Source organism: Kineosporia mesophila (genome assembly GCF_021129235.1).
Lineage (GTDB): Bacteria > Actinomycetota > Actinomycetes > Actinomycetales > Kineosporiaceae > Kineosporia > Kineosporia mesophila.
The window spans coordinates 187,640-213,752 of the sequence record NZ_JAJOMA010000006.1 but is presented as its reverse complement, the minus strand read 5'-3'; the positions used below and the strand labels follow the sequence as shown (position 1 = coordinate 213,752).

Here is a 26,113-nt window from a genome sequence, read left to right as displayed (position 1 = left end):
GTAGCCGAGATTCTCCCAATCCCTCAGCTACCCAGAAACCGTCAGCGACGGCCGCTCCACCGATACCGCGATCATCTCAGCATCGACACCCAATGAGGCATACACAACAGCTTCAGCCTCCAGTCGATCAGAATGAACGAATCATCACGCTTCTTCCAGTTCAAAAGAACAGCGAGTTCGTCTGCATCAGCCGAGACCGTAGGCACGAGCAAATCTTACCGCAGCCAACTGTTTGTGTGGTTTTGTTTTATTAGGGCCATAGCAATAGGGCATCACTGAGCCATGTCCACAAAACGCGAGTAGTGACCCTGGAAAGCCACCGTGATCGTGTCGGTGGGGCCGTTACGGTGCTTGGCCACGATGAAGTCGGCCTCGCCGGCGCGCGGAGATTCCTTCTCGTACGCGTCTTCTCGATGGAGAAGGATGACCATATCCGCGTCCTGTTCGATAGAACCGGATTCGCGAAGGTCGGACATGGCCGGCTTCTTGTCGGTGCGCTGTTCGGGACCACGGTTCAGCTGGCTCAGCGCGATCACCGGCAGCTGCAGCTCCTTGGCGAGGAGCTTGATGGCCCGGGAGAACTCGGAGACTTCCTGCTGGCGGCTCTCGACGCGCTTACCGCTCGTCATCAGCTGGAGATAGTCGATCACGACGAGCTTGAGGTCGTGCCGCTGCTTCAGCCGGCGGCACTTGGCCCGGATCTCCATCAGCGACATGTTCGGGCTGTCGTCGATGAACAGGGGCGCGTCGCTGATATCGCCCATCGTCTTGGCCAGGCGGGTCCAGTCTTCCTCCCGCATGGTGCCCTTACGCATGTTCTGCAGCGGGATGCGCGCCTCGGCGGAGAGCAGGCGCATGGTGATCTCGTTGCGCCCCATTTCGAGGCTGAACATGACCGAGGTCATGCGGTGATGGATGGCGGCCGAGCGGAGGATGTCCAGGCCGAAGGTGGAGTTGTGGGTCGGGATCATGGTGCGCCCGGCCAGGTACAGGTGGCTGTCGTTGTCCACCTCGACGCAGCGCACCGGAACGCTCCGGATCGGCCGCACCGCCGTGATGAATCGCGAGTCACGGCGCTGGAAGCGGCGGTTCAGCCGGTCTTTGTGCAGCAGGTGCTTGCGCTCGAGGTTGAACACCCGGTCGTCGGTGGTGAAGTTCAGCGTGTAGGCGACGGAACTCGCCTCGCTGCGGCCCTTCACCGCCTTCCGCATGATCGTGCAGCGGTAGCCGAGGCTGAGCACGAGCTCCTGCACATCGAGCGCGAGGCGTTCGTTGGTCACCGCGAACTGGATGGCGCCCGTGGAGTGCACGGTGCCGTCGGTGTCGAGCAGCCCGGCCAGCAGATCACGCCGCTGGGCCTCGGACGCCCGCAGGTAGCTGCGCGGAATGTGCTTGTTCCCCAGCACGCCGATGGTGCGCAGACGGCCCGTGACCGTGCCGTAGATGTCGTGGCAGGACTGGCAGCGCCCGAAGCCGGTGATCTCGCGACCGCAGTCCAGGCACGCAGCCGGCGGCACCGGGGCGGTGACTGCTTTCGCCCGACCGCCGCACGACTGGCCGCAGGTGCGCACGACCGCTGCCTTGGGCGTGAACGTGACGCCGCAGACCACGCACTCACGGTCGGGAACCGCCGGGATCGGGAGCTTCAGCGAGTAACGCAGCTCAGCGCTGTTGCTGGGGACGACCTCCAGACCGTCGTCTTCCAGCCGGATCACGATGCCCGGGTCGGCCGAGGTGATCTGGGACGTGGCACTCGTACCGTCGCCGAGCCAGGCGCCCAGCGTGTACGGCGGCACCAGGAGGTCTTTTTCGGGCAGGGCCAGCGCCTGTGCATTGCGGACGCTGTGGTTCAGGCGAGCATCTGCCGTGGCGCAGCGCAGAGTGGCCGCGATCTGCTCGGTGGTGCGGACCTCGGCCTGTGGCTGGGCGGCGCGGCGGGAGGCCCGGGTGTCGGTGAGCCACTGGTGCTCAGCGTCGGCCACGATCACGGTGCCGTCGGAGAACTCGACCTCGTAACAGGGCCGGCCGACCATGATGTCGGTGGCGTTGACGACCCGGGTGGGGCGGCCGTCGGCACCCATCAGCACGTCGCCGACCCGGACCGAGCCCATCGTGGTCCAGCCGTCGGGCGTGGGCAGAGGGGTGTCGAGGGCCAGGGCCTTACCCATGGCCGGGCGGGCGGCGATGATGATCATCTGGCCCGGGTGCAGGCCGTTGGTGAGAGCATCGAGGTCGACGAAGCCGGTGGGGACGCCGGTCAGGCCGTCGCCGCGGTGGCTGGAGGCCTCGATCTCGTCGATCGCGCCCTCGATCACCTCGGAGAGGGCGTGGTAGTCCTCGCTGGTGCGCTGCTCGCTGACCTTGTAGATCTCGGCCTGCGCCGAGTTCACGATCTCCTCGACGTCACCGCCTCCGCGGCCGTCGGCACCGTTGTAGCCGAGCTGGACGATGCGGGTGCCGGCGTCGACCAGGCGGCGCAGCACGGCCCGCTCACGCACGATGCGGGCGTAGTACCCGGCGTTCGCGGCCGTGGGCACCGACGAGATCAGGGTGTGGATGTAGGCCGGGCCGCCGATCTTGGCCAGCTCGCCGCGCTTGGTCAGCTCGGCCGCGACCGTGACGGCGTCGGCGGGCTCACCGCGGCCGTAGAGGTCGAGGATCGCGTCGTACACCAGCTCGTTGGCCGGGCGGTAGAAGTCGGTGCCCTGCAGCTCCTCGACGACGTCGGCGATCGCGTCTTTCGACAGCATCATGCCGCCGAGCACGCTCTGCTCGGCCGCCACGTCTTGCGGTGGCGTGCGACCCAGGTCCGACCCACCGCCCGAATCGGACGGCGACACGGACAGATCGGCGAGTGACATCGAACCTCTTCCCAGCTGTTGCTCTGCGACCGACTCGACGGGTGAGCAGGCCCCTGAAAAATACGGGTCGCCGGGCAGGCGTTCAACGCCACTCTCCACAGGGGGTGCCCGGATCGGTGCACAACTCGGCTCTGCCTGTGGATAAGTGGTTAACAAAGCCCGGGGTTTGTGCACAGGTTGTGGATAACAGTGGGGAAAACCGGTGGGCGAGATAGGTCTCACAGGCCTCTGACCGGCCAAGGATCTGTCCACGGGCTGTGGATGCCAAAAAGCTCTGGCCTATTCAGTGCATCGTCACCTCACCGTCACCAAAAACCTCACAACTGCCCCTCGCAGCCGAAACCGAACGAAAATCGGTACATTCCGGAACAGCGGCACCGGGTCGGGCACACTGTGACGTGAGAGTCGTCCACGACGAGACAAGAGCGAGACAACGAGGTGATCCGGCTGAGTAGTAACCCCGGCCGGAGCAACACCGACCGGCAGATCCTGGCCCTGGCGCTGCCCGCGCTGGGCGCACTGATCGCCGAACCGCTGTTCCTGCTCGTCGACTCGGCCATCGTCGGCCGCCTGGGCACCACGGAGCTGGCGGGTCTGGGCATCGCCGGCGGCATCCTGACCACGGCCGTCTACATCTTCGTCTTCCTCGCCTACGGCACCACCAGCAGCGTCGCCCGGCTGATGGGCGCGGGTGACCGCACCAGGGCCATTGCCATCGGGATGGATGCGGCCTGGCTGGCGGCGGGGATCGGCGTCTGTGTGGCGCTCCTGGGCTACGCCGTGGCGCCCTACGCGGTGGACCTGGTCGGGGCGGCCGGAGCCGAGCCCGGCGTGCGCGAGGCCGCCATCACCTACCTGCGCTGGGCCCTGCCCGGGGTACCGGCCATGCTCATCGTGCTGGCCCTGGTCGGCGTGCTGCGGGGCCTGCAGAACACCCGGGTGACCCTGTGGATAGCGGTCAGCGGCGCCCTGCTGAACGCCGTGCTCAACCTGCTGCTGGTGCACGGGGTGGGCTGGGGCATCGCCGGCTCCGCGATCGGCACGACCATCAGCCAGTGCGGCATGGCCATCGCCGCGACCGGTTACGTGGTGGGCGACGCCCGCCGCGCGGGTGTCTCCCTGAAGCCCCACCTGGCCGGTGTGAGGCTGGCCGGCCGCACCGGCGTCCCTCTGCTCATCCGCACCATGGCCATGCGCCTGCTGCTGCTCCTGACCACCGCTGTGGCCGCCGGTTTCGGGGCTCCCTCACTGGCCGCTCACCAGGTGGCGCTGAATGTCTGGAACCTGCTCGCGCTGGGCCTGGACGCGCTGGCCATCGCCGGTCAGGCGCTGACCGGGACCGCACTGGGCCGGGGCGACGTGGCCGGCGTGCGGGAGGCGACCCAGCGGATGGTGCGCTGGGGCATCGGCGCGGGAGTGGTGTTCGCGGGCGTGCTGCTGCTCTGCGCCGGGGTGCTCGGACCGCTGTTCAGCGACGATCCCGAGGTCCGCCGTGCCCTCACCGGGGCCCTGATCGTGGCGGCCCTCACCCAGCCGGTCGCCGGATACGTGTTCGTGCTCGACGGCGTGCTGATCGGGGCCGGGGACGGACGATTCCTGGCCTACGCGGCCGTGCTCCAGACCGCTCTGTACGCACCGGCGGCGATCGCGATCGGACTCTGGGGCCCGGACGGCAAGGCCGGCCTGGTGTGGCTCTGGGTGGCCTTCGCCGGCGGCTGGATGGTGGTGCGCGCGGTGGTGCTGCGGCGGCGCGAGCGAGGTGACCAGTGGCTGGTCACCGGCGCTTATCGATAACTCCGACTTACTCGGAGTCCGGCACCATGATCCGCTTCTTCACCCCGTCGGGCTGGGTGAAGGTCTCCAGGTGGTAGCCGGCCGGGATGGTCGGGTCGTGCGGGTTGTGCGCCGCGGGGCTGCCCACCGGCTTCACGTCGGCGGGGCCCATGATCTGGAACAGAGCCATGTACATGCGGCGCCCGAACGAGGGTCGTACTGCGTTACTCATAGGAAACATTCTCGCCGGTGACGGCGGACGACCAAAGTGCCAATGCGCGAAACCCGGCTCCCGCAGAGCGGGAACCGGGTTTCGTGAACGAGGTACTGCTCAGCCCTCGGCGACAACCTTCAGCGTCACCTTGGCCTGAACGTCGGGGTGCAGCCGGACCCGGGCGATGTGCTCACCCGTGGTCTTGATGGCCGACGGGATCTCCACCTTGCGGCGGTCGACCTGCGGACCCTGCGCCTCGACGATCGCCGCGGCGACGTCGGACGGGGTGATCGCACCGAACAGACGACCCGAGGCACCGGCGCGGACCGCGAGGCGGACCGGCTTCGACTCGAGCTTGGCCTTGACCGAGTTCGCCTCTTCGAGAGTGGCGATCTCACGGGTCTTGCGGGCCTTACGGATGGCGGAAACCTGCTTCTCGCCACCCTTGCTCCAGGACGTGGCCAGGCCACGGGGTACGAGGAAGTTACGGCCGTAGCCGTCCTTGACCTCGACCACGTCGCCCGGGGTACCCAGGCCGGAGACTTCCTGCGTGAGGATGAGCTTCATCGTCGCTTCTCCTCTACTCAGCGAGCCGAGCTGGAGTACGGCAGCAGGGCCATCTCCCGCGCGTTCTTGACGGCCTTGGCGATCTCACGCTGCTGCTGCACCGTGACACCGGTGACCCGACGGGCACGGATCTTGCCCCGGTCGGAGATGAACTTCCGCAGCAGAGCGGTGTCCTTGTAGTCGACCACCGTGATCTTGGCGGCCTTCAGGGGGTTCTGCTTCTTCTTCGGCTTGCGCACGGGAGGCTTTGCCATCGTGGTTACTCCTTACTGCACGAGTGGGTGCGCCGGTCGGGCCTGAGCCCGGCCGGCGGAATGATCAGAAGGGGGGCTCTTCCTGGCTGCCGCCGAAACCGCCGCCGCCACCGGACGCCGGACCCGTGGCCCACGGGTCGTCGGCCGGAGCGGAGGAGTTTCCGCCGCCACCACCGGAGTAGCCACCACCGCCACCGCCGCTGTTGCCACCGGAGTAGCCGCCACCACCACCGTTACCGCCGAAGCCGCCACCACCACCGCCACCACTGCGCTGAGTCTTGGCGACCTTGGCAGTGGCGTATCGCAGCGACGGGCCGAGTTCTTCGACCTCGAGCTCGACGACCGTGCGCTTCTCGCCCTCGCGGGTGTCGTACGTGCGGCTCTTCAGCCGCCCGGTGACGATCACGCGAGAACCCCGGGTCAGCGATTCAGCGACGTTCTCCGCCGCCTCTCGCCACACCGAGCAGCGCATGAACAGCGTCTCGCCGTCTTTCCACTCGTTCGACTGACGGTCGAACGCGCGGGGGGTCGAGGCCACGGTGAAGTTGGCCACCGCCGCCCCGGACGGGGTGAAACGCAGTTCGGGGTCGTTGGTGAGGTTGCCGATCAGCGTGAGCGTCGTGTCGCCGGCCATACGGTTTCTCTCCGGTCCTGCTGGTTACTGGTGGGGATGCCGACGGCGCTACGGCCGGACAGCGGTGAGGAGATCAGCGAGCGCCGGGGCGGATCAGCTTCGTCCGCAGCACCGACTCGTTGAGGTTGAGCTGGCGGTCGAGCTCCTTGGCGTCGGCAGGCGTCGTGGTCATGTCGACCAGCGCGTAGATGCCTTCGGCCTTCTTCTGAATCTCGTACGCGAGCCGGCGACGGCCCCAGATGTCGACCTTCTCGACGGTGCCGCCACCCTTACGGATGACGCCGAGGAACTTGTCGAGCGAGGGCGCGACGGTCCGCTCTTCCAGCTCAGGGTCGAGAATGATCATCAGTTCGTACTGACGCATGCGAACACCCACCTCCTTCGGTCTAAGCGGTCACGGTCTCTCCGTGACAGGAGGGGTCTTGCGCGTCGTCGGAAACTGCTTCACCCCAGGGAGTGGGGAGTCCCAGCTTCTCGATCGCCTCGAAGCGTACCTTCGTCAAGGCCTGGAGATGAAATCTCCTCGATACCGATGCTGCCGGTGGGCACCGCCTGGTCGCGGAATGTCTCGTCCACGGCCTGCGATCCGCGGTAGACGAGGATGCCCTGGATGCCCACCCAGGTGATGCCGGCCAGCCGGGCCAGCAGCATGATCAGGTAGAACTGCGCCGGCAACCCGCGGTTGGACGTGGTCTCGGCGGCGATGTAGAGCCAGATCCCGACGAAGTAGACGGCCTCGGTGCCGGCCCAGATCAGGTGGTCGCGCCAGCGCAGGCCGGTCAGGGCGATCAACGGCAACAGAAGCAGGGATGCCTGGGCCGGCAGGGATTTCGAGATCACCAGCAAGAACGCGAGGGCCGCGAGCGAGGTCGGCGCGACGCGCCGGACCACCCAGTCGGCCATGGTGGACGAGGGGGTGGACGAGCGCGGGCCGGTGGCGGTCTGGTCGTCGTCCTCGGTTCGCGCCGTTCGGATCGGGGCCAGCGGTGCCACCCGGGCCACGGTGAGGCGCAGCAGCAGCGCGGCCGCGGCGATCATCGCGATCGCGACGAGTGCCGAGGTCGCGGTGCCACTGAGCGCATCGGCGCTGAAGAGCCAGCCGAAGAACAGCTGCGCGGCACGGCCGCCCCACGACGAGGCCGGGTCCGGCTCGGACGCGCCCAGCAGTTGCGGCACCAGCCAGAGCGAGCCGTACCCGGGCGAACCGTGGCGCCAGGAGTCCCAGGCCGTTCCGAGTTCGCCGGTGGCACCGGGCAGCAGCAGTACCCGCACCACGAGCCAGGTGATCACGGCGCTGCCGGCGAAGGACACGCCCGCCAGTGCGCGGGGGTCGCGGCCGGCCTCGATGACCGCCTCGTCGGAGTCGAGTTCGGACTCGGGGTCGTAGGAGTGCGATCGCCAGAGTGCGAGTACGGCGACGACCAGGCCGATGACCGCGACCTGGGGGGCCGCGGCGATGCCCAGGCCGAGCAGGATTCCTCCGGCCAGGGCCCGGCTGCGGGACAGGGCGAAGAGGGCGATCGCGACCAGGGCGACGGCCAGGAGCTGGTAAGAGATCAGGCCGGCGGTGACGATGACCGGGCTGAGGGCTAGGTGGGATGCGTCCCAGCCGCGGCGGCCCAGGGTGAAGGCGGTGGCTGCCACCGCGACCGCCAGGAAGGCGGCGAGCAGGAGCGCGGTGAGGTCGAAGAAGCTGCGGTTGGCGCCCGCGGCGTCGCCGTCGATGAGGCCGGAGGTGACCCACATCATCAGCCCGGCGAGCGGTGACTGGCCGAGACCACCGGCGGGTCCGAGGGATGCGCTCAGGCCGAGACGGTCGGCGCCGCCGAGGCCGGAGCTGGCGTAGACGACCGGGATGTCGCTGTAGCAGGCGTGCCAGAACTGGTCGGGTGAGCTCCAGCCGTTGGCGCGGCAGTGCTGTTTCTGCACGATGCCGAGCCCGAACACCACGGCCGAGAGCACCACGAGTACGGTGCCGGCGCGCCAGAACCCACCGGCCGAGGCGAGGCGGCGCCCGGCCGGCCCGCCGATGACGGGACTGGCCGAGCGCACCAGGGGGTCGAGACGGGAGGGCGCGTAGACGCCCTCACCGTCATCGATGTCTGCCGGTGTCTGTGACCAGCGGGGCGAGCCCGGTCTCACACTGGGCTGCCGGACCCGTCTGCCGCTCATCCGAACCCGTTGTTCCCGTCGTCGTCATCGTCGTCGCCCTGGCCCGGGAACGTCGGAAGCGTGTCCGTGGTCGAGGTGACGGGCGGGGTGGTTGTCTCTGTCGGCTGGGCCGTCGGACCCTGAGTGAACGTCGGCTGAGACGGCCGGGTGGGCTGCTCGGTCGGCTGCTCGGTCGGTGTTTCCGTCGGGGTCTCGGTCGGGGTCGGGGGCACGGTGACCGTCGGCGTCGGCGAGGAGCTGACAATTTCACCACCGTGCGGCGGCTTCGCGAAGTCGACGACCTCTTTACCGGCGAGCGCGGCGGTCATGTAGTCGGTCCAGATCCGTACCGGGATGGAACCACCGTAGATGGTGGAGAACCCGCCGAAGCCCTGGAGCTCGCCCAGGCTCTTTCCGTCTTTCTTGACCTGGTGCAGACCGACGACCGTAGCCACCTGGGGGGTGAACCCGGCGAACCAGGCCGACTTGCTACCGGTCGATGTACCTGTCTTGCCGGCTACAGGACGGTTGAGGGCCTTGGCGTAGACGCCCGAACCCTGCTGGACGACCTGCTCCATCGCGTAGGTCAGGTCGGCGACCTTGTCCTCTTCGAAGACCTTGTCGCCCTTGACGACGTCCGAGGGCACTACGTACTTGTAATCGGGGTACTGGGTCCTGGTGATCTTGCTGATCGTGTGCCACTGCCGGTGCACACCCTGTGCCGCGAAGGTGGCGTAGGCGTTGGCCAGGTCGATGGGGTGCACGCTGGCGGTACCGAGCACGTTGACCAGGTTGGAGCCGAGGTCAGGCGTGTCTTTCGGGATGCCGGCGGCGATCGCCGCGTTCTTGGTCTTCTCCGGGCCGATCTGGTTGTTCAGGTCGACGTAGACGGTGTTGACCGAGCTGGCCGTCGCCTTGATCAGGTTGATCCAGCCGTAGCTGACGCCGCTGTCGTTCTTGATCTCCTTGGTGCCGACCCGAATGACGCGGGGGCTGTTGCCGTTGTACGTCGATTCCAGGCTGACGCCGTCTTCCAGCGCCGAGATCAAAGTGAACGGCTTGAAGGTGGAGGCGGCCTGGGCGCGGTCCTTGGTGGCCTGGTTCAGCTGCTTGTCGATCCCCGTGCCGCCGTAGATGGCAAGCACGCCACCGGTTTTCGGGTTGATCGAGGCCATGCCGACGCGTAGGCCCTTGGGCGCGTCCTTGGTCCACCTCTTCACGGCCTTGTCGCCGGCATTGACCAGGCGCTTGTTGAACGTGGTGGTGATCTGGTATCCGCCGGTGCTGAGGTCCTGCTCGTCAATACCGGCGTCCTGGGCCTCGTTCCTCACCATTTCCATGAGGTAGGCGGCCTGACCGGTGCCAGAGGTGGTCGTCTTCTGCTTGACGACCTTCGGGAACTTCAGCTCCGCGCGCTTGGTGGCGTCGAGCCAGTTCTGGGTGACCATCGCGTCGAGCACGACACCCCAGCGGCGGTTGGCGCGTTCCTTGTGCAGCGGGTCGCCGTCCGTCGGGTCGGCGAGACGCGGGGCGTTGATGATGCCGGCGAGGAAGGCGCTCTCGGACTCGTCGAGCTTGGAGACGTCTTTGTTGAAGTAGGTCTTCGAGGCGGCCTGCACACCCCAGGCGCCACGACCCCAGTAAATGGTGTTGAGGTAGCGCTCGAGGATGACGTCTTTGTCGAGTTTGCGGTTGATCTTGACCGCCAGCACGGCCTCGTTCATCTTCCGCTTGTACGACACTTCGCGCTCGTTGTACACGTTCTTCACGTACTGCTGGCTGATCGTGGAACCACCCTGCTGGTTCCCGCCGGTCACGGTGGCGATGGCGGCACGCAAGATCGAGGTGTAATTGACGCCGCTGTTCTCGTAGAACGAGTGATCTTCCGCAGCGAGCACGGCGTGGATCAGCGAGTCGGGAACCTTTTTGATGCTCACACTCTGGCGGTTCGTCGCCGAGAGCCGGCCGATCTCGTCCTTGCCGTTGGCGTAGTAGACCGTGGTGGTCTGTGCCAGGGTGCTCGGGTCTTCGGGCGGGATGGAGACCGAGTTGTAGAAATAGAACACGACGCCGACCAGCAGCAGCGTGAAGAACGCGAAGGTACCGGTGACCAGCTTCCAGGACGGCAGCCAGCGCTTGACGCCTCGCTTACCCCAGCGCGGGTAGTTGAGATAGCGGTGGTAACCCTGCGGGGGCAGACCGGCGCCACCCCCACCGGCACGTGAACGGGACGTGCGGGAGCCACGCGAGGGCGCACCGGTCCTGTCCAGCTGCTCATCCTCCTGGCTGCCGAAAAGGCTCAGCGCACCAGTGTTGGCCAACAGCTGACCGGCGCGACTGTCCCGCAGACGGTTCTGCGTCCGTCGGCCTCGTGACATTCCGTCGGGCGACTGTGCCGGACCACCCAGCTCGTCGTACGGCGACGCGCCGTAGGCGACGGTGTGAGCATCCTGGTGGTCGAAGGAGGAGGGAGCGGAATACGGGTCGGAACCGGGAGTAGCCGGGCGGGCCGTGGGCCGTTCGGCCGACCGCGAACTCCGCGGACGTTCGCGCGGATCAGCGGTCGGCCGCATCGGCTCGTCACGCTGGTAGGGGTCACGCTGGTAAGAACCAGGAGCGACCGGAGCACTGCGGTTCTCGGCATATCCCGAATCCTGCGCATATCCCGAATCCTGCGCGTATCCCGGGTCGGGCCGGTTCTGGCGGGGACGTTCGCGGGAAGGCTGCGCGGGCCTCGACGGCTGCTGAGGAGCCTGCGGAGACTGAGGGGCTTGTTGCTGGGCCTGAGCCTGCTGCGCGCGCCGCAGTTCCGCGCGTGACGGCGGCGGCTGCTGGCGACCCTGGTCACCGGAAGTAGCCGGACCCTGACCACCGCTGTTGCGGTGCCCGCCGAGTCCGGGTCGAGACTGCCCCTGCTGGGCGTTCAGCCGGCGTCCCCCCAGACCGGGCTGTGCGGCGGGACGCTGCCCGCCACCGACGCCGGGCTGGCCCGGCTGCTGCGCGTCCAGGCGGCGGCCACCCAGGCCGTCGCGAGCGTTCGGGTCTCCGTCGGGCCCACCTGGGCGACGACGGGATGGACCAGAAGGACGTTCCACGATGGCCGATGCCCTCCTGTTTCCGTGCGCCCTGAGGCATTCGTCCGTTTGACGGCTCGGTCCAGTGTGCGGCGACTCCCCACATGTTCCCAAATCCGCCGGTAGTGAGCGTAAGGGGTCCGGCTATGAGTGACGTCGCGCTGGGCCAGGTTTAACGCCGAGTTACCAAAGAGACGGGATTGAGACGAGTAACGCGCCAACTGTGAGCTACCCGGCCTTGTCCTCGCGTTCACGGCGTCGTATCTTCAAGTCGAACCTTGGATATATCGCTCCGATACATTGCTTCGATGTAACGCAGCAACTGCAGTCCGTATATCCGGGTCCCCTCGAAGCCCGATGAGATCGACCAGAGACAGGAAGAGGAGGTGCCGGGCATGGGTCGTCGTAGCGACGTTCTGGAGCTGGCCGTCCTCGGCCTGCTCCAGGAGTCCGGGCTCCACGGCTACGAGCTGCGCAAGCGGCTCAACGCCCTCCTCGGCCCGTTCCGGGCGCTGTCCTACGGCACGTTGTACCCGTGCCTGAAGTCGCTTCTGGCCGCCGGGTGGATCCACGAAGCAGGAGCCGGCAACGAAGCCGGCACTGCCACCCCGGCCTCCCCTCTGGCCGGCCGGCGGGCCAAGATCGTCTACGAGCTCACCGCAGAGGGCAAAGAGCGCTTCCAGTCGCTCGTCAGCCACCCCGGCCCCGCAGCCTGGGAAGACGAGCGCTTCGACGTCCACTTCGCCTTCTTCGCCAGGACCGACGCCGGCACCCGGCTGCAGATCCTGGAGGGCAGGCGAAGCCGTCTGGAAGAGCGGCGCGAGGGCTACCGGCAGTCGATGCACCGCAGCCGGGAACGCGCCGAGCAGTACACGCTCGAACTGCAGCGGCACGGCCTGGAGTCCGTGGACCGCGAGGTGCGATGGCTCTCGGAGCTCATCGACACCGAGCGGGCGAGCAACATGACCCACCCCCCACACGACGGTGACCGTCCGCCACTCCCCGCCCCGGCGCCCGGTCCCGATCACGAATCCCGTTAGAACCCAGAAGGAGAAACGCATGGGCTCCATCCGCGTTGCCATCGTCGGTGTAGGTAACTGCGCGTCCTCACTCGTGCAGGGCGTCAACTTCTACGCCGATGCTGACCCGCAGGGCACCGTCCCCGGCCTGATGCACGTCCAGTTCGGCGACTACCACGTCAGCGACATCGAGTTCGTCGCCGCGTTCGACGTGGACGCCAAGAAGGTCGGTTTCGACCTCGCGGATGCGATCAACTCGAGCGAGAACAACACCATCAAGATCGCCGACGTGGCGCCGACCGGCGTCACCGTGCAGCGTGGCCACACGCTCGACGGTCTGGGCAAGTACTACCGCGAGACCATCGAGGAGTCCGACGAGACCCCGGTCGACATCGTCGAGGTGCTCAAGGAGCGCAAGGTCGACGTCCTGGTCAGCTACCTGCCGGTGGGTTCGGAAGAGGCCGACAAGTTCTACGCGCAGGCCTCGATCGACGCGAACGTCGCGTTCGTCAACGCCCTGCCGGTGTTCATCGCCTCCGACCCCGAGTGGGCGCAGAAGTTCATCGACGCCGGTGTGCCGATCGTCGGTGACGACATCAAGAGCCAGGTCGGCGCCACCATCACCCACCGCGTGATGGCGAAGCTGTTCGAAGACCGTGGTGTCGTACTCGACCGCACGTACCAGCTGAACGTCGGCGGCAACATGGACTTCAAGAACATGCTCGAGCGCGACCGTCTCGAGTCCAAGAAGATCTCCAAGACGCAGGCCGTCACCAGCAACATCGAGCACGACCTCGGCGCCCGCAACGTGCACATCGGCCCGAGCGACTACGTGCAGTGGCTGGACGACCGCAAGTGGGCGTACGTGCGCCTCGAGGGCCGTGCGTTCGGCAACGTGCCCCTGAACCTGGAGTACAAGCTCGAGGTCTGGGACTCCCCGAACTCGGCCGGTGTGATCATCGACGCCCTGCGCGCCGCGAAGATCGCCAAGGACCGCGGCGTGGGTGGCCCCGTCGTCTCCGCCTCGGCTTACTTCATGAAGTCCCCGCCGGTCCAGGTCGAGGACAACCAGGCCAAGGAAGACGTGGAGAAGTTCATCCGCGGCGAGGCCTGATCCTCACAGCACCACCGTCCTACCGGAGCCGGGCAGCGTTCGCGCTGTCCGGCTCCTGGGTTTTGCGCACCGCCCGGACCTTCCACACCACCCAGGCCAGGATCAGGGCAGCCGCCGCAAGCACGACGTTGACCTCGACGATCAGGGCCGGAATCGCGTCCAGACCCCCGTCCGTGTTCTCCCGGACCCAGATCTCCGCCCAGATCAGGATCACCAGACACACCACCAGCCCGACCGGGAAGTACCACCCCGGTAGCTGCCCGCGGAACGCGCGCAGCAGGCCGCCACAGATCGCGAGAAGCACCGTCAGTGGCGCACTCATCAGAAACAACCACACAACGTCCATCGGAATCCCCTCCAGTGACAACGTAAAACTGAGGACGCCCAGGTCCGGCAAAATGCCCGAAGGGGCACCTCACCAGCGGGGCTAGGTCGGGTTCGCGGGCCTTTCCCGATAGGACGAGCTGCCCGACCTGCTGCTGGCGGACGGGTTCGTCGCAGCGCCCGTGGCTCGTCACCGCTGTCGGCACAGCAGTGGACGAGGCGGCCGGGTCGGTGCGGAACCTCGCCGGCCCGAACCGGATCCCCGAGGTTCTGCGTGCGGTCGGCCGTCTGTCGAAAGGGATGCCATCGACGGTCTGACGGCTTCCGGGAAATGGACGATTTCCACAGCTCATCCATTGCCTGAAGCGATGACGCGCCTACTGTTGGTCGCGTGCCGGGAGACCGAACGTCATTCCTCGCCGACCTGATGGTCGTGCTGCGGGGCGCGAACTTCCGCAAGCTGTTCTCCGTACGGCTGGTGTCTCAGGCCAGCGACGGAGCCTTCCAGGTCGGCCTGGCCAGCCTGGTCTTCTTCTCCGCCGGCCGCGCCACCACTCCCACCGCCGTGGCGATCGCAGCCGTGGTGACGGTCGTGCCGTACACCCTCATCGGCCCGTTCGCCGGTGTCCTGCTCGACGTCTGGCAACGGCGGCAGGTGCTGCTGCTGGCCAACGCGATCCGGTCGGTGATGGTGCTCGCGGTGGCCACGATGATCTTCACCATCGGGGTCGGCCCACCGGTCTACGCGAGCGCCCTGGCCTGTCTGTCGATGAACCGGTTCTTCCTGGCCGGCCTGGGCGCGTCCCTGCCGCACGTGGTGCCCCGGCACGAGCTGGTGATGGCCAACGCGGTCTCCCCCACCTGCGGCACCGTGGCCACGATGACCGGCGGGGCCCTCGGGTACGGCGTGCGGACGCTGCTGGGTGCGGGCGACTCCACCGACGCCACCGTGGTCACGATCGCCGCCCTCGGCTACGCCACCGCATCGCTCCTCGCCCTGCGCATGCCCCGCACCCTGCTCGGTCCGGATCAGAGCGCACCCCTGAACCTGCGCTCGATCGGCAGCCTGGCCGGCGACGTGCTGCGTGACCTGCGGGCCGGTGGGCAACACATCCGCAGTCGCCGCACGGTGGCCAACGCCCTGGGCGTGATCGGGGTACACCGGATCGGCTACGGGATCATGACGATCACGGTGATGTTGTTGTGCCGCAACTACTTCAGCGACCCGAACAATCCGGATGCAGGGGTTCGGCTGCTGGCCCAGGTCGTGGCTGCGCTCGGCCTCGGCGTGGCCACCGCCGCCTTCGTCACCCCGATGGTGGCCGCCCGGATCGGGGCCTGGCGCTGGATCGGCGCCTGCCTCGCCATCTCGGCCGTGGTGCAGGCGTTCTTCGTGGCCGACGCGGCGATCTGGCTGCTCTACTTCGGCTCTTTCGTGTTCGGCGTCACTGGCCAGAGCATCAAGATCTGTGTGGACTCGATCCTGCAGGGAGACGTCGACGATGCTTTCCGCGGACGTGTCTTCGGCTTGTACGACGTAGTTTTCAACGTCGCGCTGGTTTCCGCGGCCGGCCTGTCCATCGTGCTGCTGCCCCAGAACGGTTATTCGCAGATGGTTTTCATGGACGTCGCCCTGCTGTTCACCCTCGCCGGCGTGGGCTACACCTTCCGCGAGCACCGTCAGCGGGCCCAGGCACAAAGCACGAGCGGGGGCCCAGTGAACCGGACCCCCGCTCGTCAGCGGAACCTGGACTGACTAGCCCTCGACCTCGAACACGAAGCCGGTCTCGCCACCGAGGTCGACCCGGCAGCCCGGGCTGATCACGGTGGGCACACCCGGGTCGATGGCCTGCGGCGACTCACCCGGCAGGGTCAGCGCCGTGCCGTTCATCGCGCCCAGGTCGGTGAGCAGGACATCCCAGCCGGAGGGCCGGATCTCGGCGTGTGTGCGGGACACCTGGCCGGTGGAGCTGGCCACGGCGTGCAGGTACGGCGCCTCGGGGTCGGCCGAGTCGGTGCGCGGCTTGGGGTCACGACCGAGCACGACCGGGCGGTCGACCTCGATGCGGTCACCGTTGTCGAACACCAGCACGCCCAGGGGCGGACGGGCGACCAGGATCGGCGCCTGCGGCGGAACCGTCAGGCCACAGACCCGGCACTCGGAACGGTCGGGCGAGGTGACGTGCCCGGCGTCGCACCAGACACCCAGCAGACGCGGGGGCTCGCGGCCCTCGACGTCTTCCGCCGAGTCCTGCTGGTCTTCGTCGGAGGTCGGCTCGTCGGTGACCGCGACCTCTTCTTCTTCGAAGTCCTGCTGGTCGTCGGCCTCGGTGTCCGGACGGAAGGTGTCGGGCATCGCCGGCGGGCCACCGAAGGCCGGGGGCTGGCCGTTGAAGCCGGAACCGTTGAACCCACGGCTCGGCGGGGTCCAGGAGTCGCTCTCCGGACTGCTCTGCCAGCTGGACTCGGCCTGCGGGGCCTCGTCCTCGAGCTCATCCTCCGGACGGTTCCGGGAACCGCGGAAGAAGGCCGGGGGCAGGTCGACCCGGGAGACCTCGGAGTCGTTCTCCTCGGCCGGGGCCGCAGGAGCGACCGGGGCCTCGAAGATCGACCCGGTGCCCAGGGGCGAACGGTCGGCCGGGTTGCCGAGCATGCGGGAACCGTTGACCGGGGAGTTCGGGGCCGACGGCGGCATCTGGTGCTCGGGTCGCAGTGACCGGCCACGTACCCTCAGCGGCAGCTCACCCAGCGGGGGCTGCTCCGGCTGCGACGTGGGCTCCGGGGAGAACGCGCTCGGGGCCGGCTCCGAGGAGAAGGCGCTCGGCGCGGGCTCCGAGGAGAACGCACCGGGGGCCGGTTCCGGGGTGAACGCACTGGGCGTCGGCTCCGGGGCACCCCACGGTGACGAGGCGGGTGCTTCCGGCTCGGACCGGAACTGGGAGAACGGATCGGGCTCGTCGGCGACCGGCGGCCAGCCGGCGGGAGCACCACCCGGACGCGGTTTGGGCGGGACGCCCGGGCCGTGACCGTTCAGGCCGGAGACGTCGTGGCTACCGGAGTCGGGGCTCGACCGGTCGGCCGACGAGGAGCTGTCAGGCGCATCGTCGGTGAGCAGGTCGTCGAAGTCGAACGAACGGGCACTCTCGCCCTGGTTCTCGTTCTCGTCGGACGAGCCGCCGGCAAGGTCGTCGACGTCGAGCAGTTCGCCCGGGTCGTCGCTGCCGCTGCGCGAGTCGAAGAACGACGCGGGCGTGGGGGTCGAACCGGAGGACGACTGCAGGGAGCCGGTGGAGGAAGAGCCCGCGGACGGGGAGTCGAGCACCGACGGCACGTGGCCGTTGACCTCGCGCTGGAAACCACCGGTACGGGTCGGCAGCGGCTGCCAGCCCTCACGGGCATCGATCCCGGGGGCACCGGAGTACGCGGGGGTGCGCGGTTCGCCCTCGGTCAGGTCGACGACCCGGTCGGAGGCACCGGCCAGGCTCAGCGAGGAGGAGTCTTCGGACGACGGCGAGTCGGCCGGCGCCTCGAGCGCGGCGGCGGCCGGAAGTGCGGCGGCCGGCGCTTCGGAGATGGCAGCCGGCGCGTCAGCGTCGCTGTCGGACGTGGTCGGCGTGCAGTTCAGGGCCAGGCCGGAAACCAGCACGACCCCGGTGGAGACGGTGAACGGCAGTTCGGAGTTGGTCTCCACATCGCCGACGAGAACCCGGCGGGCGCCTGAGATCAGGCCCTCCAGCCAGGTGGTGGCACCGGTGGCGTCCAGCCGGACCGGCTCACCGGCCCGTTCGAAGCACACCGGCACGCTGCCCCGGACGAGGGCGCGAACGGCGTCCACCTCGACCCGGACGATCGCGAAGCTGGGCGCGGTGCGAATACCGCGCCGGACCAGCACGTCGAGGATCTCGTCGACGGGTGCGTCGTCGAGGGCCAGCTCCCACAACGGGCCGGCCAGAGACCAGTCCGTCGGCGCGTCCACGACGAGCACAGTTCTCGGCGCGACCACGGCAAGGAGTTGCCCTGCGGCATAGGCGATCCCGCTTTGCACGATGACTCCTCCCCTTACTAGTACTAGTAACGACTCGGTCGCTCCGCGTTGCAGATTGCCTTGTACAACGGGTTGCGCCTGATCTCACCTCAAGTGTCCGAGGCTCCGCCACTCTAGAGTCCAGCGGGCCCGGAGACCAACGGCGATGCCAAAGAAAAACGACCAGGCTTACCCCATCAGGCGTAGCCGTAGCCCTTTGACGCGCCGCGACACAGCCCAATTGTTGCGAAGGAAAGCCGCTCTCGCCACAAATCCCGACGGTGACCAAGAGTGATCAGCGCACGGTCTCTGCGATCAAGCCCACCCCCTCAGGCGTCCATATTCCGGACAATCCCCGGATTGCCTCGTCTCCATGTTCCCCGACGAGCGGCGCTCGCGCCGGGTGTCCGGGCACTTCATAGCTAACGATTAGGCCGATGCGGTGGTTTCCCCGCCCGGACCGGCGGGTGTTGCCCCGGACGGGTCATCGCCGTCACGCGTCACACCCACCTGGTCACCAGAAGTCGGGGTGGCCGACGCCTGTTCCCCCGCCCACCAGGCGATCAGTGCCTCCCGCGCCTCGTCGTAACCGATCTGTCCCCGGTCCAGGCGCAGGTCTTTCAGGAACTTCCAGGCCCGGCCCACGTCGCGCCCGGCCGGGATGCCGAGGATCTCCATGATCTGGTTGCCGTCCAGGTCAGGTCGAACGGCGTCGAGTTCTTCCCGTTCCCGCAGTTCGGCGATGCGCAGCTCCAGGTCGTCGTAGGCAGAGGCGAGCCGGGCCGCCTTCCGCCGGTTGCGCGTGGTGCAGTCGGAACGGGTGAGCTTGTGCAGGCGGTCCAGCAGCGGGCCGGCGTCGGTGACGTAGCGGCGCACGGCCGAATCGGTCCAGGCGCCGTCGCCGTAGCCGTGGAAGCGCAGGTGCAGCTGCACCAGGCGGGAGACCTGCTGGATCGTGTCCTTGTCGAACCGCAGCGCCTTCATCCGCCGGGTGGTGAGCTTGGCGCCCTCCATCTCGTGGTGGTGGAAGGAGACGCCGCCACCCTCCTCGAACCGGCGGGTGGCCGGCTTGCCGATGTCGTGCAGGATCGCGGCCAGGCGCAGCACCAGGTCAGGACCCGGAACCGGGCCGTCCGGGCCGTCCTCCAGCGCGATCGCCTGCTCCAGCACGATCAGCGAGTGCTCGTAGACGTCTTTGTGCCGGTGGTGCTCGTCGATCTCCAGCTTCAGGGCCGGCAGCTCGGGCAGTACCCGTGCGGCCAGACCGGTGGAGACCAGCAACTCCAGGCCGGGACGCGGGTCGGGAGCCAGCAGCAGCTTCTCCAGCTCCACCCGGACCCGCTCGGCCGACACGATGGAGATGCGGTCGGCCATCGCCGTCATCGCCGTCAGGGCCTCCGGGGCCACGCGGAACCCGAGCTGGGCGGCGAACCGGGCCCCGCGCATCATCCGCAGCGGGTCGTCACCGAACGAGACCTCGGGGGCACCGGGCGTGCGCAGTACCCCGGCCGTCAGGTCGGCCAGACCGCCGTAGGGATCGACGAACGTCAGCTCCGGCAGTTCCAGGGCCATGGCGTTGACGGTGAAGTCACGACGCAGCAGATCAGCCTCGAGCGTGTCGCCGTAGGCCACCTGGGGTTTGCGGGAGTCCTCGCGGTACACGTCGGCGCGGTAGGTGGTGACCTCCACCACGTGGTCACCCTTGCGAGCGCCGATGGTGCCGAAGGCCTTGCCGATGTCCCAGTGCGAGTCACCCCACCCGCGCAGCAGCCGGATGGTCTCTTCCGGGCGCGCGTCGGTGGTGAAGTCGAGATCCGGACTCTGCCTGCCGAGCAGGGCGTCGCGCACCGGACCGCCGACCAGCGCGAGCCGGTGGCCTGCGGCGGAAAAGACGGATCCGAGCTCGGTGAGCAGGGGCTGCAGCGGGACCAGACGCGCTGCCGCGGCCCGGCGGGCATCGGTCAGGTCGTCGGAGGGGGTCTGTGGCACGAGCCCCAAGCGTGCCAGATGGGTGCGCCGGGGTAAGTACAGTGACGGCATGCCCCGACCCTCACGGCCCCCGAACGGGCCGCGCAGGTCGCTGCCGACCGTGGAGGAGACCTCGGCCGGTGGCCTGGTCGTCGACCGCTCGGGCGAGGCTCCGCGAGGGGCCGTGATCGCCCGGCTGAACCGGGCCGGACGGGTCGAGTGGTGCCTGCCCAAGGGGCATCTGGAGCTGGACGAGACGCCCGAACAGGCGGCCGTCCGGGAGATCGAGGAGGAGACCGGCATCCGCGGCCGGATACTTCACGGTCTGGGAACGATCGACTATTGGTTCTCGGTCGAGGGCAAACGAGTACACAAGCACGTGCATCATTACTTGTTGCTGGCCACCGGCGGCCAGCTCAGTACCGAGGGCGATCCGGACCACGAGGCGATCGACGTGGCCTGGGTGCCTCTTCCTGAACTTGACCAGAAACTGGCGTTCCCCAACGAACGCCGGATAGCGCGCGAGGCGAGTGTGCGACTCCTGGATTCCGCGTGAGGTACCTGGCGAACGTGCGCCGGGGGCTCACCACCGGAATGTTGACCATGGCCATCACCCTGGGGGTGCTGGGCCCGTCCACTGCGCCTGCCCTGGCTGCCTCGAGCAGACAGGCCCAGCCCTCGAACACCACCCCCGAGCAGGTGACCACCACCACCGGGGGCCCATCGGCGTCCTCAAAAACTCTGGGTACCGCCGCCGCCTCCCGGAACCTGCAACTCACCCTGTCGCGCGTCTCGCCGACCTCGGTGACGGCCCAGGACGATCTGGTGGTCACCGGGGTCGCGCGGAACTTCAGCGCCCGGGCCCTGAAGAACGTCACGGTGTCGCTGCGGTTCAGCTACACCGCGCTGGACGGGCGGGACGCGGTCGTCGACTGGGTCGAGAAGGGGGACGTGGCCACCACGGGCACCCTGCTCAAGAGCCAGGATCTGGGCAGCATCCGGGCGAAGCAGTCGGTGCCGTTCACGCTGACCGTCCCGGCCGGTGGACTGGGGCTCTCCAGCTGGAGCAGTTCCTTCGGCCCGCGCCCGTTCTCGCTGGTCGCCTCCTCGGCGGCCGGCCGGCAACTCGACGCGATCCGGTCGACCCTGGTCTGGGCCCCGCAGGGGAGCGACTCGAAGCTCGGGCTGACCCTGCTCGCGCCGCTGACCTCGGTCGTCCCCTCCACCACGGCGGGCCTGGCGACCGAGGAGGCCGCAGCGGAGCTGCTGCCCGACTCCCGGCTCTCCCGCATCCTCACGGCCACCGACGACCCGGCGATCGGCTGGGCGGTTGACCCCGCGCTGCTGGCCGCCGCGCAGTCCCTGAAGGAGGGCGGGATCAGTGATGCCGCCACCAAGGACGACGAGGAGGCCGACGGCGACGAGCCGACCAGCTCGTCCTCGGCCTCTCCCAGTCAGCCCCCCGACAACGAGGCGGCGACCGAACTCGGCATCAGCAACGAGACCGCGAAAACGGCCGGAACGGCCTGGCTCAGCCGCATCACCTCGGGTCGTAAGAAGCGCACGGTACTCGGCCTGCCGTACGCCGACACCGATCTGAACTCCCTCCTCAAGGGCGGTAAGAGCTCCGGTCTGCTGCGCCAGTCGGACAAGCTCGGCGAATCGATCGAGAAGGAAGCGCTGGGCTCGTCGCTGTACTCGCGCATCGCCTGGCCGGCCGACGGGCAGATCTCGCGGCAGGCGATCGACGGCCTCGTCGACACCGGGCACCAGTCGGTGATCCTCTCCGAGGGCCAGCAACCGGCCGACCCGGAGATCAGCTACACCCCGAACGGCAAGAGCACGGTGCGCAGCAAGGACAACACGCTCACCGGGCTGCTCTACGACGACGAACTTTCCGGCCTGTTCACCGACTCCGGCCGCGACCCGGGCGCCGAGACCACGCAGACGATGCTCGCCGTCCTGGCCGCCATCAGCACCGAATCGGCCGTGACCACCTCGGACTCACAGTCCCGGCAGGTTCTGGCCGTGGCACCGCGCAACTGGGATCCCCGGCCGGGCGACGTGCAGCGGCTGACCAGTGCCCTGCGCGAGGCCTCGTGGGTGTCGCTCAGCAGCCTGAAGAAGCTGGGCCAGTCCAGCGCCGTGGACCGTGAGAGCCATCGGTACGGGCGGAAGGCGCTCCGCAGCGAGCTACCCAAGGGCAACCTGAGCAACGCCCTGGCCATGGACCGTGAGCTGGGCAATATCGCCCCGGCGCTGATCAACAACCAGGATGTCGTGCAGCGCCTGGAGCAGCGCATCACCTCGCTGCTGTCCTACGCCTGGCGGTCCGACCTCGATGGTCAGGCGCAGGCCCGGCGGGCGGTGATGGACGACGTGGGCGATCTCACCGGCAAGGTGCAGTTGCTCATCGGCACGGAGAGCAAGGTCTTCACGGCCCGCTCCGCCCTGATCCCCGTCACCGTGGACAACAAGACCGACTTCGACCTGCGCGTCTCGGTGAGTTTCAGTGCCGGCTCCGGCCAGCTGAAGATCGATCGGCAGCCCGACCCCGTCACCATCCTGGCGGGGCACCGGCAGTCGTTCCGGGTCGAGGCCACGGCCATCGCGACCGGCAACGTGCTGGTCCAGACCAAGCTGCTGACCGGTGAGGGCACGAAACAGCGGGTGCTCGGCAGCCCGCAGACCTTCGAGGTCAAGGTGCGCCCGAAATGGGAGAGCTGGGGCATGATCGGCATGGCGGTCCTGCTGGGTCTGCTGCTGCTCGTCGGTCTGCTGCGCAGCTTCCGGCGCAACAAGACCCGGCCGAAGGTACCGCTCAGCACGATTCCGGACATCGATGACGAGGCCACCCGCGCCGCCCGCAAGGCGACGAAGGAAGCCGCGCCGCGCGTCGCCACCGACGAGTTCCCGGCCGCGAATGCCCCTGACACCCCTTCCGCCCCGGCCGATGTGACGGACAGCGCACCGATCCAGCGCTCGGCTGGCGCAACAGAACGATCTCCACAAGGCTCAGGTACTGGGGAAGACAAACTCCGCGCGTCCGGCACCGGATCAGCCTCCGGGACTCCGGGCACCCCGCGGGGTATGCATGAACAGAAGTCCAGCTCGGTACCGACGATGGCCGCAACGAAAGGGGCGGAGCGTCGAAGTCCGACGATGCCGAAGGAGAACAGGTGAGCGGGTGGTCGTCGGACGACGGCACACCTGTGCCCCCCGACGACCCGGACCACCCGATGCGGCCTCGGCGGGCTGACGGTCAGTACCCGCAGGAGCAGTACCCGCAAGACCAGTACGAGGGAGACCCGTACGCGGCCCAGAGAGAGTCCGAGTACGTGTCCCAGCACGAAGGTCCCACCCGCCGATCGCGGTCGGCTCAGCGTCAGGCCCAGCGGCAGGCGCAGCAGCAACCGCCACCGGCCCCGCAGCAACCCGCCGATGCCTGGTGGAACCAGCCGCCGGCCGAGCCGCGCCGGCGTCGGCCGCGCCCGGCACCGCCCCGCGGCGATCAGGGTGATCAGCCGGTGGCGCCGGCCGATCCCACGCGGCCGGTGCCGCAGGAATTCCGGCGCCCCCGCAACCAGGACCCGCAGAACCAGCACGCCGTGCCGCTGCCGGTGGCCCCCGAAGACCCGACGGTGCAGGTGCGACCGTACCGGCCCGAGCAAGCCCGGTACGCGCAGGACGAGTACGGACAGGGTGGTCAGTCGGGTCAGGGTGGCGGGTATGGGCAGTACGACGAGCCCTACGACCAGTCGCGCGACGAGCAGGCCGGCCACGGCGACTCCGGCCAGGGGTATCAGCAGGGCTACGAGCAGGGTTACGACGACTGGGACTCCGGGAGCGGGGAGCAGCAGCAGTACTTCCACCCGCTCGACCCGGAGACCCCGGAGGCCGGCAACAGCCGACGAGGCCGGCGGGCGGCGCAGCCGCCGCCCCCGACCCCCGACAGCCCCTACGACCTGTCCGGTCTCGACCCGGCCGAGCTGACCGGTTCACTGAACCTGCTGGGTCTCGTCGAGGGCACTGCCATGCCCTCGGACGTCACCCGGCCGATCGAGCCGATCCGGGCGCCGATCGCCCGGGCCCCGCGCCGGCCGCTGCCGCCGGTGGCGCCGCGGCCGCGCGACGACCGCGGGTACGACGACCGCGGCCATGACTACGACGAGCACGGTTACGACGACTGGGACTACGGCGACCGTGGTCAGGCCGAACCGGAGTTCGAGGAGCCGGAGCAGGAGGAGAACAACCGGGCGCAGTCCGCCTCGCGCGCCTCCTCGCTGCTGGGCAGCAGCGCGCTGATGGCGGCGGGGACGATGGTCTCCCGACTGCTCGGTTTCGTGCGGGCCTCGGTGCTGGTCGCGGCGGTGACGCCGGGTGGTGACGCAGGTGCGGCGGACGCCTTCTCGGTCGCCAACATCATGCCCAACGCGCTCTACATCCTCCTCGCCGGCGGTGTGCTGAATGCGGTCCTGGTTCCGCAGATCGCCCGGGCCGCTAAGCAGAAAGACGGCGGCGAGGACTACATCAACCGCCTGCTGACGGCGGCGCTCGGCCTGCTGGCCGCGGTCACCGTGCTGGTGCTCCTGGGCTCGCCGCTACTGGTCAAGGTCTACGCGTCCGACGACTGGAGCCCCGACCTCATCACCCTCACCGCGGCGTTCTCGCTGTGGTGTCTGCCCCAGGTGTTCTTCTACGGCGTCTACACCCTGCTCGGCCAGGTGCTGAACGCCCGCGGCAAGTTCGGCGCGTTCATGTGGTCACCGGTGCTCAACAACGTGGTCTCCATCGCCGGTCTGGCCGCCTTCATCGCGGTCTACGGCGGCGGTACCCAGTCAGGCACTGAATGGACCGACAGCAAGGTCATGCTGCTGGCCGGCAGCCAGACCCTGGGCGTGGCGGCCCAGGCCCTGGTACTCATCCCCCTGCTGAGCCGCGCCGGTATCCGCTACCGGCCGAAGTTCGGTCTGCGCGGAGTGGGCCTGGCCTCGGCGAGCCGGGTGGCCGGCTGGACCTTCGCCGCGGTGGTCGTGCAGCAGCTGGCCTTCGTGGTCATCTCGAGGGTCACCACCACCGCCAGCAACTTGATGAAAGACCATCCAGAAGCGGCGATCGACACCGGTAAGGCGATCTACGACAACGCCCTGCTGCTGTTCATGCTGCCGCACTCACTGGTCGCGGTCTCGCTGGTCACCGCGCTGTTCACGCGGATGTCGAACGCCGCGGCGGAGAACCGGCTCAGGGATGTCCGGGCCGACCTCTCACTCGGTCTGCGCCTCACCGGTCTGGCCACCGTGGTCTCGACCGCGGCGATCCTCGCCCTCGGGCCCGACATCGCCGCCTCGATGTTCCCGAGCGCGCACCGTTCCACGACCAACGGCATCGCCTACGTGGTGATGGCGATGGCGCTGGGCCTGGTGCCGTTCAGCGCGCAGTACCTGTTCCAGCGCGTGTTCTTCGCCTTCGAGGACGCCAAGACGCCGTTCTTCATCCAGATCGGCACGAGCGGCACCTGGGCGGTGGGCAACCTCATCTCGCTCTACCTGCTGCGTGAGACCCCGCAGTACATCGTCATCGGCGTCGGCCTCTCGATGGCCGCGTCCAACTTCGTCAGCGCCCTGCTGTCCTACTGGATCCTGCGGATGCGCTTCGGTGACCTGGACGGGCGTGCGGTGGTGCGCTCCCACATCGAACTGTTCGCGGTGGGCGGCATCGGTGGTGGTGTGGCCTGGCTGATGGCGCGGTCCACCCACATCTTCCTCGGCGACGGCTGGGTGGCGTGCATCATCGCCTCCATCGTCGGAGGGCTCATGCTGCTGTTCGTCTACGTGGCCGGCCTGCGTCAGCTCGGGGTCCAGGAGATTGAGGACGTTTTCGGGCCTCTGTTGCGCCGGTTGCCGTCGTCTCCGGAGACAGTCGCCCGGCACTCGACCCACTGAGAACCACGCGAGCAGGCGAGGCAGCGCGTCGTCCTCACTCTGTGTGCTCACAGGTTCCCGCATGTCACTTCAATGGGGCGTACGGCGCTCTTGGGTGCGTGATGTGCATGACATCTCGTTCCGGGCGACCGGGAGAACTACGATGGAATACGGATCCGTACCGACGATCCCGTCAGTGGCCGGCATCCGTGCCG

Annotated in this window: 18 protein-coding genes; 7 read left to right on the top strand and 11 right to left on the bottom strand. The window is 68.4% G+C overall.

Annotation, left to right across the window (positions count from 1 at the left end):
• Positions 1-272: 272 nt before the first annotated feature.
• A complete protein-coding gene (dnaB, locus tag LR393_RS10860) occupies positions 273-2,861 on the bottom strand; it encodes a replicative DNA helicase (RefSeq protein ID WP_231483702.1) in 2,589 nt (862 codons plus the stop codon).
• Between the two features lie 438 nt (positions 2,862-3,299).
• On the opposite strand from dnaB, the gene LR393_RS10855 reads away from it, so the two are divergent.
• Positions 3,300-4,655 (top strand): MATE family efflux transporter, encoded by a 1,356-nt coding sequence (locus LR393_RS10855; RefSeq protein WP_231483700.1) that lies wholly within the window; start codon positions 3,300-3,302, stop codon positions 4,653-4,655.
• A gap of 7 nt (positions 4,656-4,662) precedes the next feature.
• Here the strand turns inward: LR393_RS10855 and LR393_RS10850 are convergent, their stop codons facing one another.
• The 7 genes from LR393_RS10850 to LR393_RS10820 form a co-directional block, all read right to left on the bottom strand.
• Positions 4,663-4,866 (bottom strand): hypothetical protein, encoded by a 204-nt coding sequence (locus tag LR393_RS10850; protein ID WP_231483698.1) that lies wholly within the window; start codon positions 4,864-4,866, stop codon positions 4,663-4,665.
• A gap of 99 nt (positions 4,867-4,965) precedes the next feature.
• Entirely contained in the window at positions 4,966-5,415 is a 450-nt protein-coding gene (gene rplI, locus LR393_RS10845) for a 50S ribosomal protein L9 (protein ID WP_231483696.1), read from the bottom strand.
• 17 nt (positions 5,416-5,432) lie between these two features.
• Complete coding sequence (rpsR, locus tag LR393_RS10840; RefSeq protein ID WP_052528300.1) at positions 5,433-5,669, bottom strand: 30S ribosomal protein S18; 237 nt, start codon at positions 5,667-5,669, stop codon at positions 5,433-5,435.
• Between the two features lie 64 nt (positions 5,670-5,733).
• The gene (locus LR393_RS10835) at positions 5,734-6,303 is read right to left on the bottom strand and encodes a single-stranded DNA-binding protein (RefSeq protein WP_231483695.1); all 570 of its coding nucleotides are present in this window, start codon (positions 6,301-6,303) and stop codon (positions 5,734-5,736) included.
• 73 nt (positions 6,304-6,376) lie between these two features.
• Positions 6,377-6,667 (bottom strand): 30S ribosomal protein S6, encoded by a 291-nt coding sequence (gene rpsF, locus LR393_RS10830; protein WP_231483693.1) that lies wholly within the window; start codon positions 6,665-6,667, stop codon positions 6,377-6,379.
• Between the two features lie 80 nt (positions 6,668-6,747).
• Complete coding sequence (locus tag LR393_RS10825; RefSeq protein ID WP_231483691.1) at positions 6,748-8,475, bottom strand: hypothetical protein; 1,728 nt, start codon at positions 8,473-8,475, stop codon at positions 6,748-6,750.
• Complete coding sequence (locus LR393_RS10820; protein WP_231483689.1) at positions 8,472-11,549, bottom strand: transglycosylase domain-containing protein; 3,078 nt, start codon at positions 11,547-11,549, stop codon at positions 8,472-8,474. The genes LR393_RS10825 and LR393_RS10820 overlap by 4 nt, the downstream gene beginning before the upstream one ends.
• A 374-nt stretch (positions 11,550-11,923) precedes the next feature.
• Between LR393_RS10820 and LR393_RS10815 the strand changes: the two genes are divergently transcribed.
• Together LR393_RS10815 and LR393_RS10810 are read left to right on the top strand one after the other, a co-directional pair.
• Positions 11,924-12,568: a PadR family transcriptional regulator gene (locus tag LR393_RS10815; RefSeq protein WP_231483687.1), complete on the top strand. Its 645-nt coding sequence runs from the start codon at positions 11,924-11,926 to the stop codon at positions 12,566-12,568.
• A gap of 19 nt (positions 12,569-12,587) precedes the next feature.
• Entirely contained in the window at positions 12,588-13,661 is a 1,074-nt protein-coding gene (locus tag LR393_RS10810; protein ID WP_231483685.1) for an inositol-3-phosphate synthase, read from the top strand.
• 19 nt (positions 13,662-13,680) lie between these two features.
• On the opposite strand, the gene LR393_RS10805 is transcribed toward LR393_RS10810, so the two are convergent.
• The gene (locus LR393_RS10805) at positions 13,681-13,983 is read right to left on the bottom strand and encodes a hypothetical protein (RefSeq protein ID WP_231483683.1); all 303 of its coding nucleotides are present in this window, start codon (positions 13,981-13,983) and stop codon (positions 13,681-13,683) included.
• 393 nt (positions 13,984-14,376) lie between these two features.
• Here LR393_RS10805 and LR393_RS10800 point away from each other — a divergent pair, with 393 nt between their 5' ends.
• Positions 14,377-15,741 carry an MFS transporter gene (locus LR393_RS10800; protein WP_231483681.1) on the top strand — a complete coding sequence of 455 codons (1,365 nt, stop codon included), beginning with the start codon at positions 14,377-14,379 and terminating at the stop codon, positions 15,739-15,741.
• Here the strand turns inward: LR393_RS10800 and LR393_RS36300 are convergent, their stop codons facing one another.
• Together LR393_RS36300 and LR393_RS10790 are read right to left on the bottom strand one after the other, a co-directional pair.
• Positions 15,742-18,030, bottom strand: coding sequence for an FHA domain-containing protein (locus LR393_RS36300; RefSeq protein ID WP_231483679.1), 2,289 nt, complete (start codon positions 18,028-18,030; stop codon positions 15,742-15,744). It abuts the gene before it with no gap.
• Between the two features lie 408 nt (positions 18,031-18,438).
• The gene (locus LR393_RS10790; protein WP_231483678.1) at positions 18,439-19,998 is read right to left on the bottom strand and encodes a CCA tRNA nucleotidyltransferase; all 1,560 of its coding nucleotides are present in this window, start codon (positions 19,996-19,998) and stop codon (positions 18,439-18,441) included.
• 49 nt (positions 19,999-20,047) lie between these two features.
• Here LR393_RS10790 and LR393_RS10785 point away from each other — a divergent pair, with 49 nt between their 5' ends.
• From LR393_RS10785 to murJ, 3 genes are read left to right on the top strand one after another with little or no spacing between them, the layout of a single operon-like run.
• Positions 20,048-20,533 (top strand): NUDIX hydrolase, encoded by a 486-nt coding sequence (locus LR393_RS10785; protein ID WP_231483675.1) that lies wholly within the window; start codon positions 20,048-20,050, stop codon positions 20,531-20,533.
• Positions 20,530-23,160, top strand: coding sequence for a DUF6049 family protein (locus LR393_RS10780; RefSeq protein WP_231483673.1), 2,631 nt, complete (start codon positions 20,530-20,532; stop codon positions 23,158-23,160). The genes LR393_RS10785 and LR393_RS10780 overlap by 4 nt, the downstream gene beginning before the upstream one ends.
• Positions 23,157-25,919, top strand: a complete 2,763-nt coding sequence (murJ, locus tag LR393_RS10775; protein WP_231483671.1) for a murein biosynthesis integral membrane protein MurJ — start codon at positions 23,157-23,159, stop codon at positions 25,917-25,919. Before LR393_RS10780 ends, murJ begins: the two co-directional genes overlap by 4 nt.
• Positions 25,920-26,113: the final 194 nt, after the last annotated feature.

Bases quoted from the DNA above. Each gene is read 5' to 3' on its own strand.
- LR393_RS10835 (WP_231483695.1), bottom strand. From the start codon at position 6,303: ATGGCCGGCGACACGACGCTCACGCTGATCGGCAACCTCACCAACGAC.
- LR393_RS10810 (WP_231483685.1), top strand. From the start codon at position 12,588: ATGGGCTCCATCCGCGTTGCCATCGTCGGTGTAGGTAACTGCGCGTCC.
- LR393_RS10805 (WP_231483683.1), bottom strand. From the start codon at position 13,983: ATGAGTGCGCCACTGACGGTGCTTCTCGCGATCTGTGGCGGCCTGCTG.
- rplI (WP_231483696.1), bottom strand. From the start codon at position 5,415: ATGAAGCTCATCCTCACGCAGGAAGTCTCCGGCCTGGGTACCCCGGGC.
- LR393_RS10785 (WP_231483675.1), top strand. From the start codon at position 20,048: ATGCCCCGACCCTCACGGCCCCCGAACGGGCCGCGCAGGTCGCTGCCG.
- LR393_RS10815 (WP_231483687.1), top strand. From the start codon at position 11,924: ATGGGTCGTCGTAGCGACGTTCTGGAGCTGGCCGTCCTCGGCCTGCTC.
- dnaB (WP_231483702.1), bottom strand. From the start codon at position 2,861: ATGTCACTCGCCGATCTGTCCGTGTCGCCGTCCGATTCGGGCGGTGGG.
- rpsR (WP_052528300.1), bottom strand. From the start codon at position 5,669: ATGGCAAAGCCTCCCGTGCGCAAGCCGAAGAAGAAGCAGAACCCCCTG.
- rpsF (WP_231483693.1), bottom strand. From the start codon at position 6,667: ATGCGTCAGTACGAACTGATGATCATTCTCGACCCTGAGCTGGAAGAG.
- LR393_RS10825 (WP_231483691.1), bottom strand. From the start codon at position 8,475: ATGAGCGGCAGACGGGTCCGGCAGCCCAGTGTGAGACCGGGCTCGCCC.
- LR393_RS10850 (WP_231483698.1), bottom strand. From the start codon at position 4,866: ATGAGTAACGCAGTACGACCCTCGTTCGGGCGCCGCATGTACATGGCT.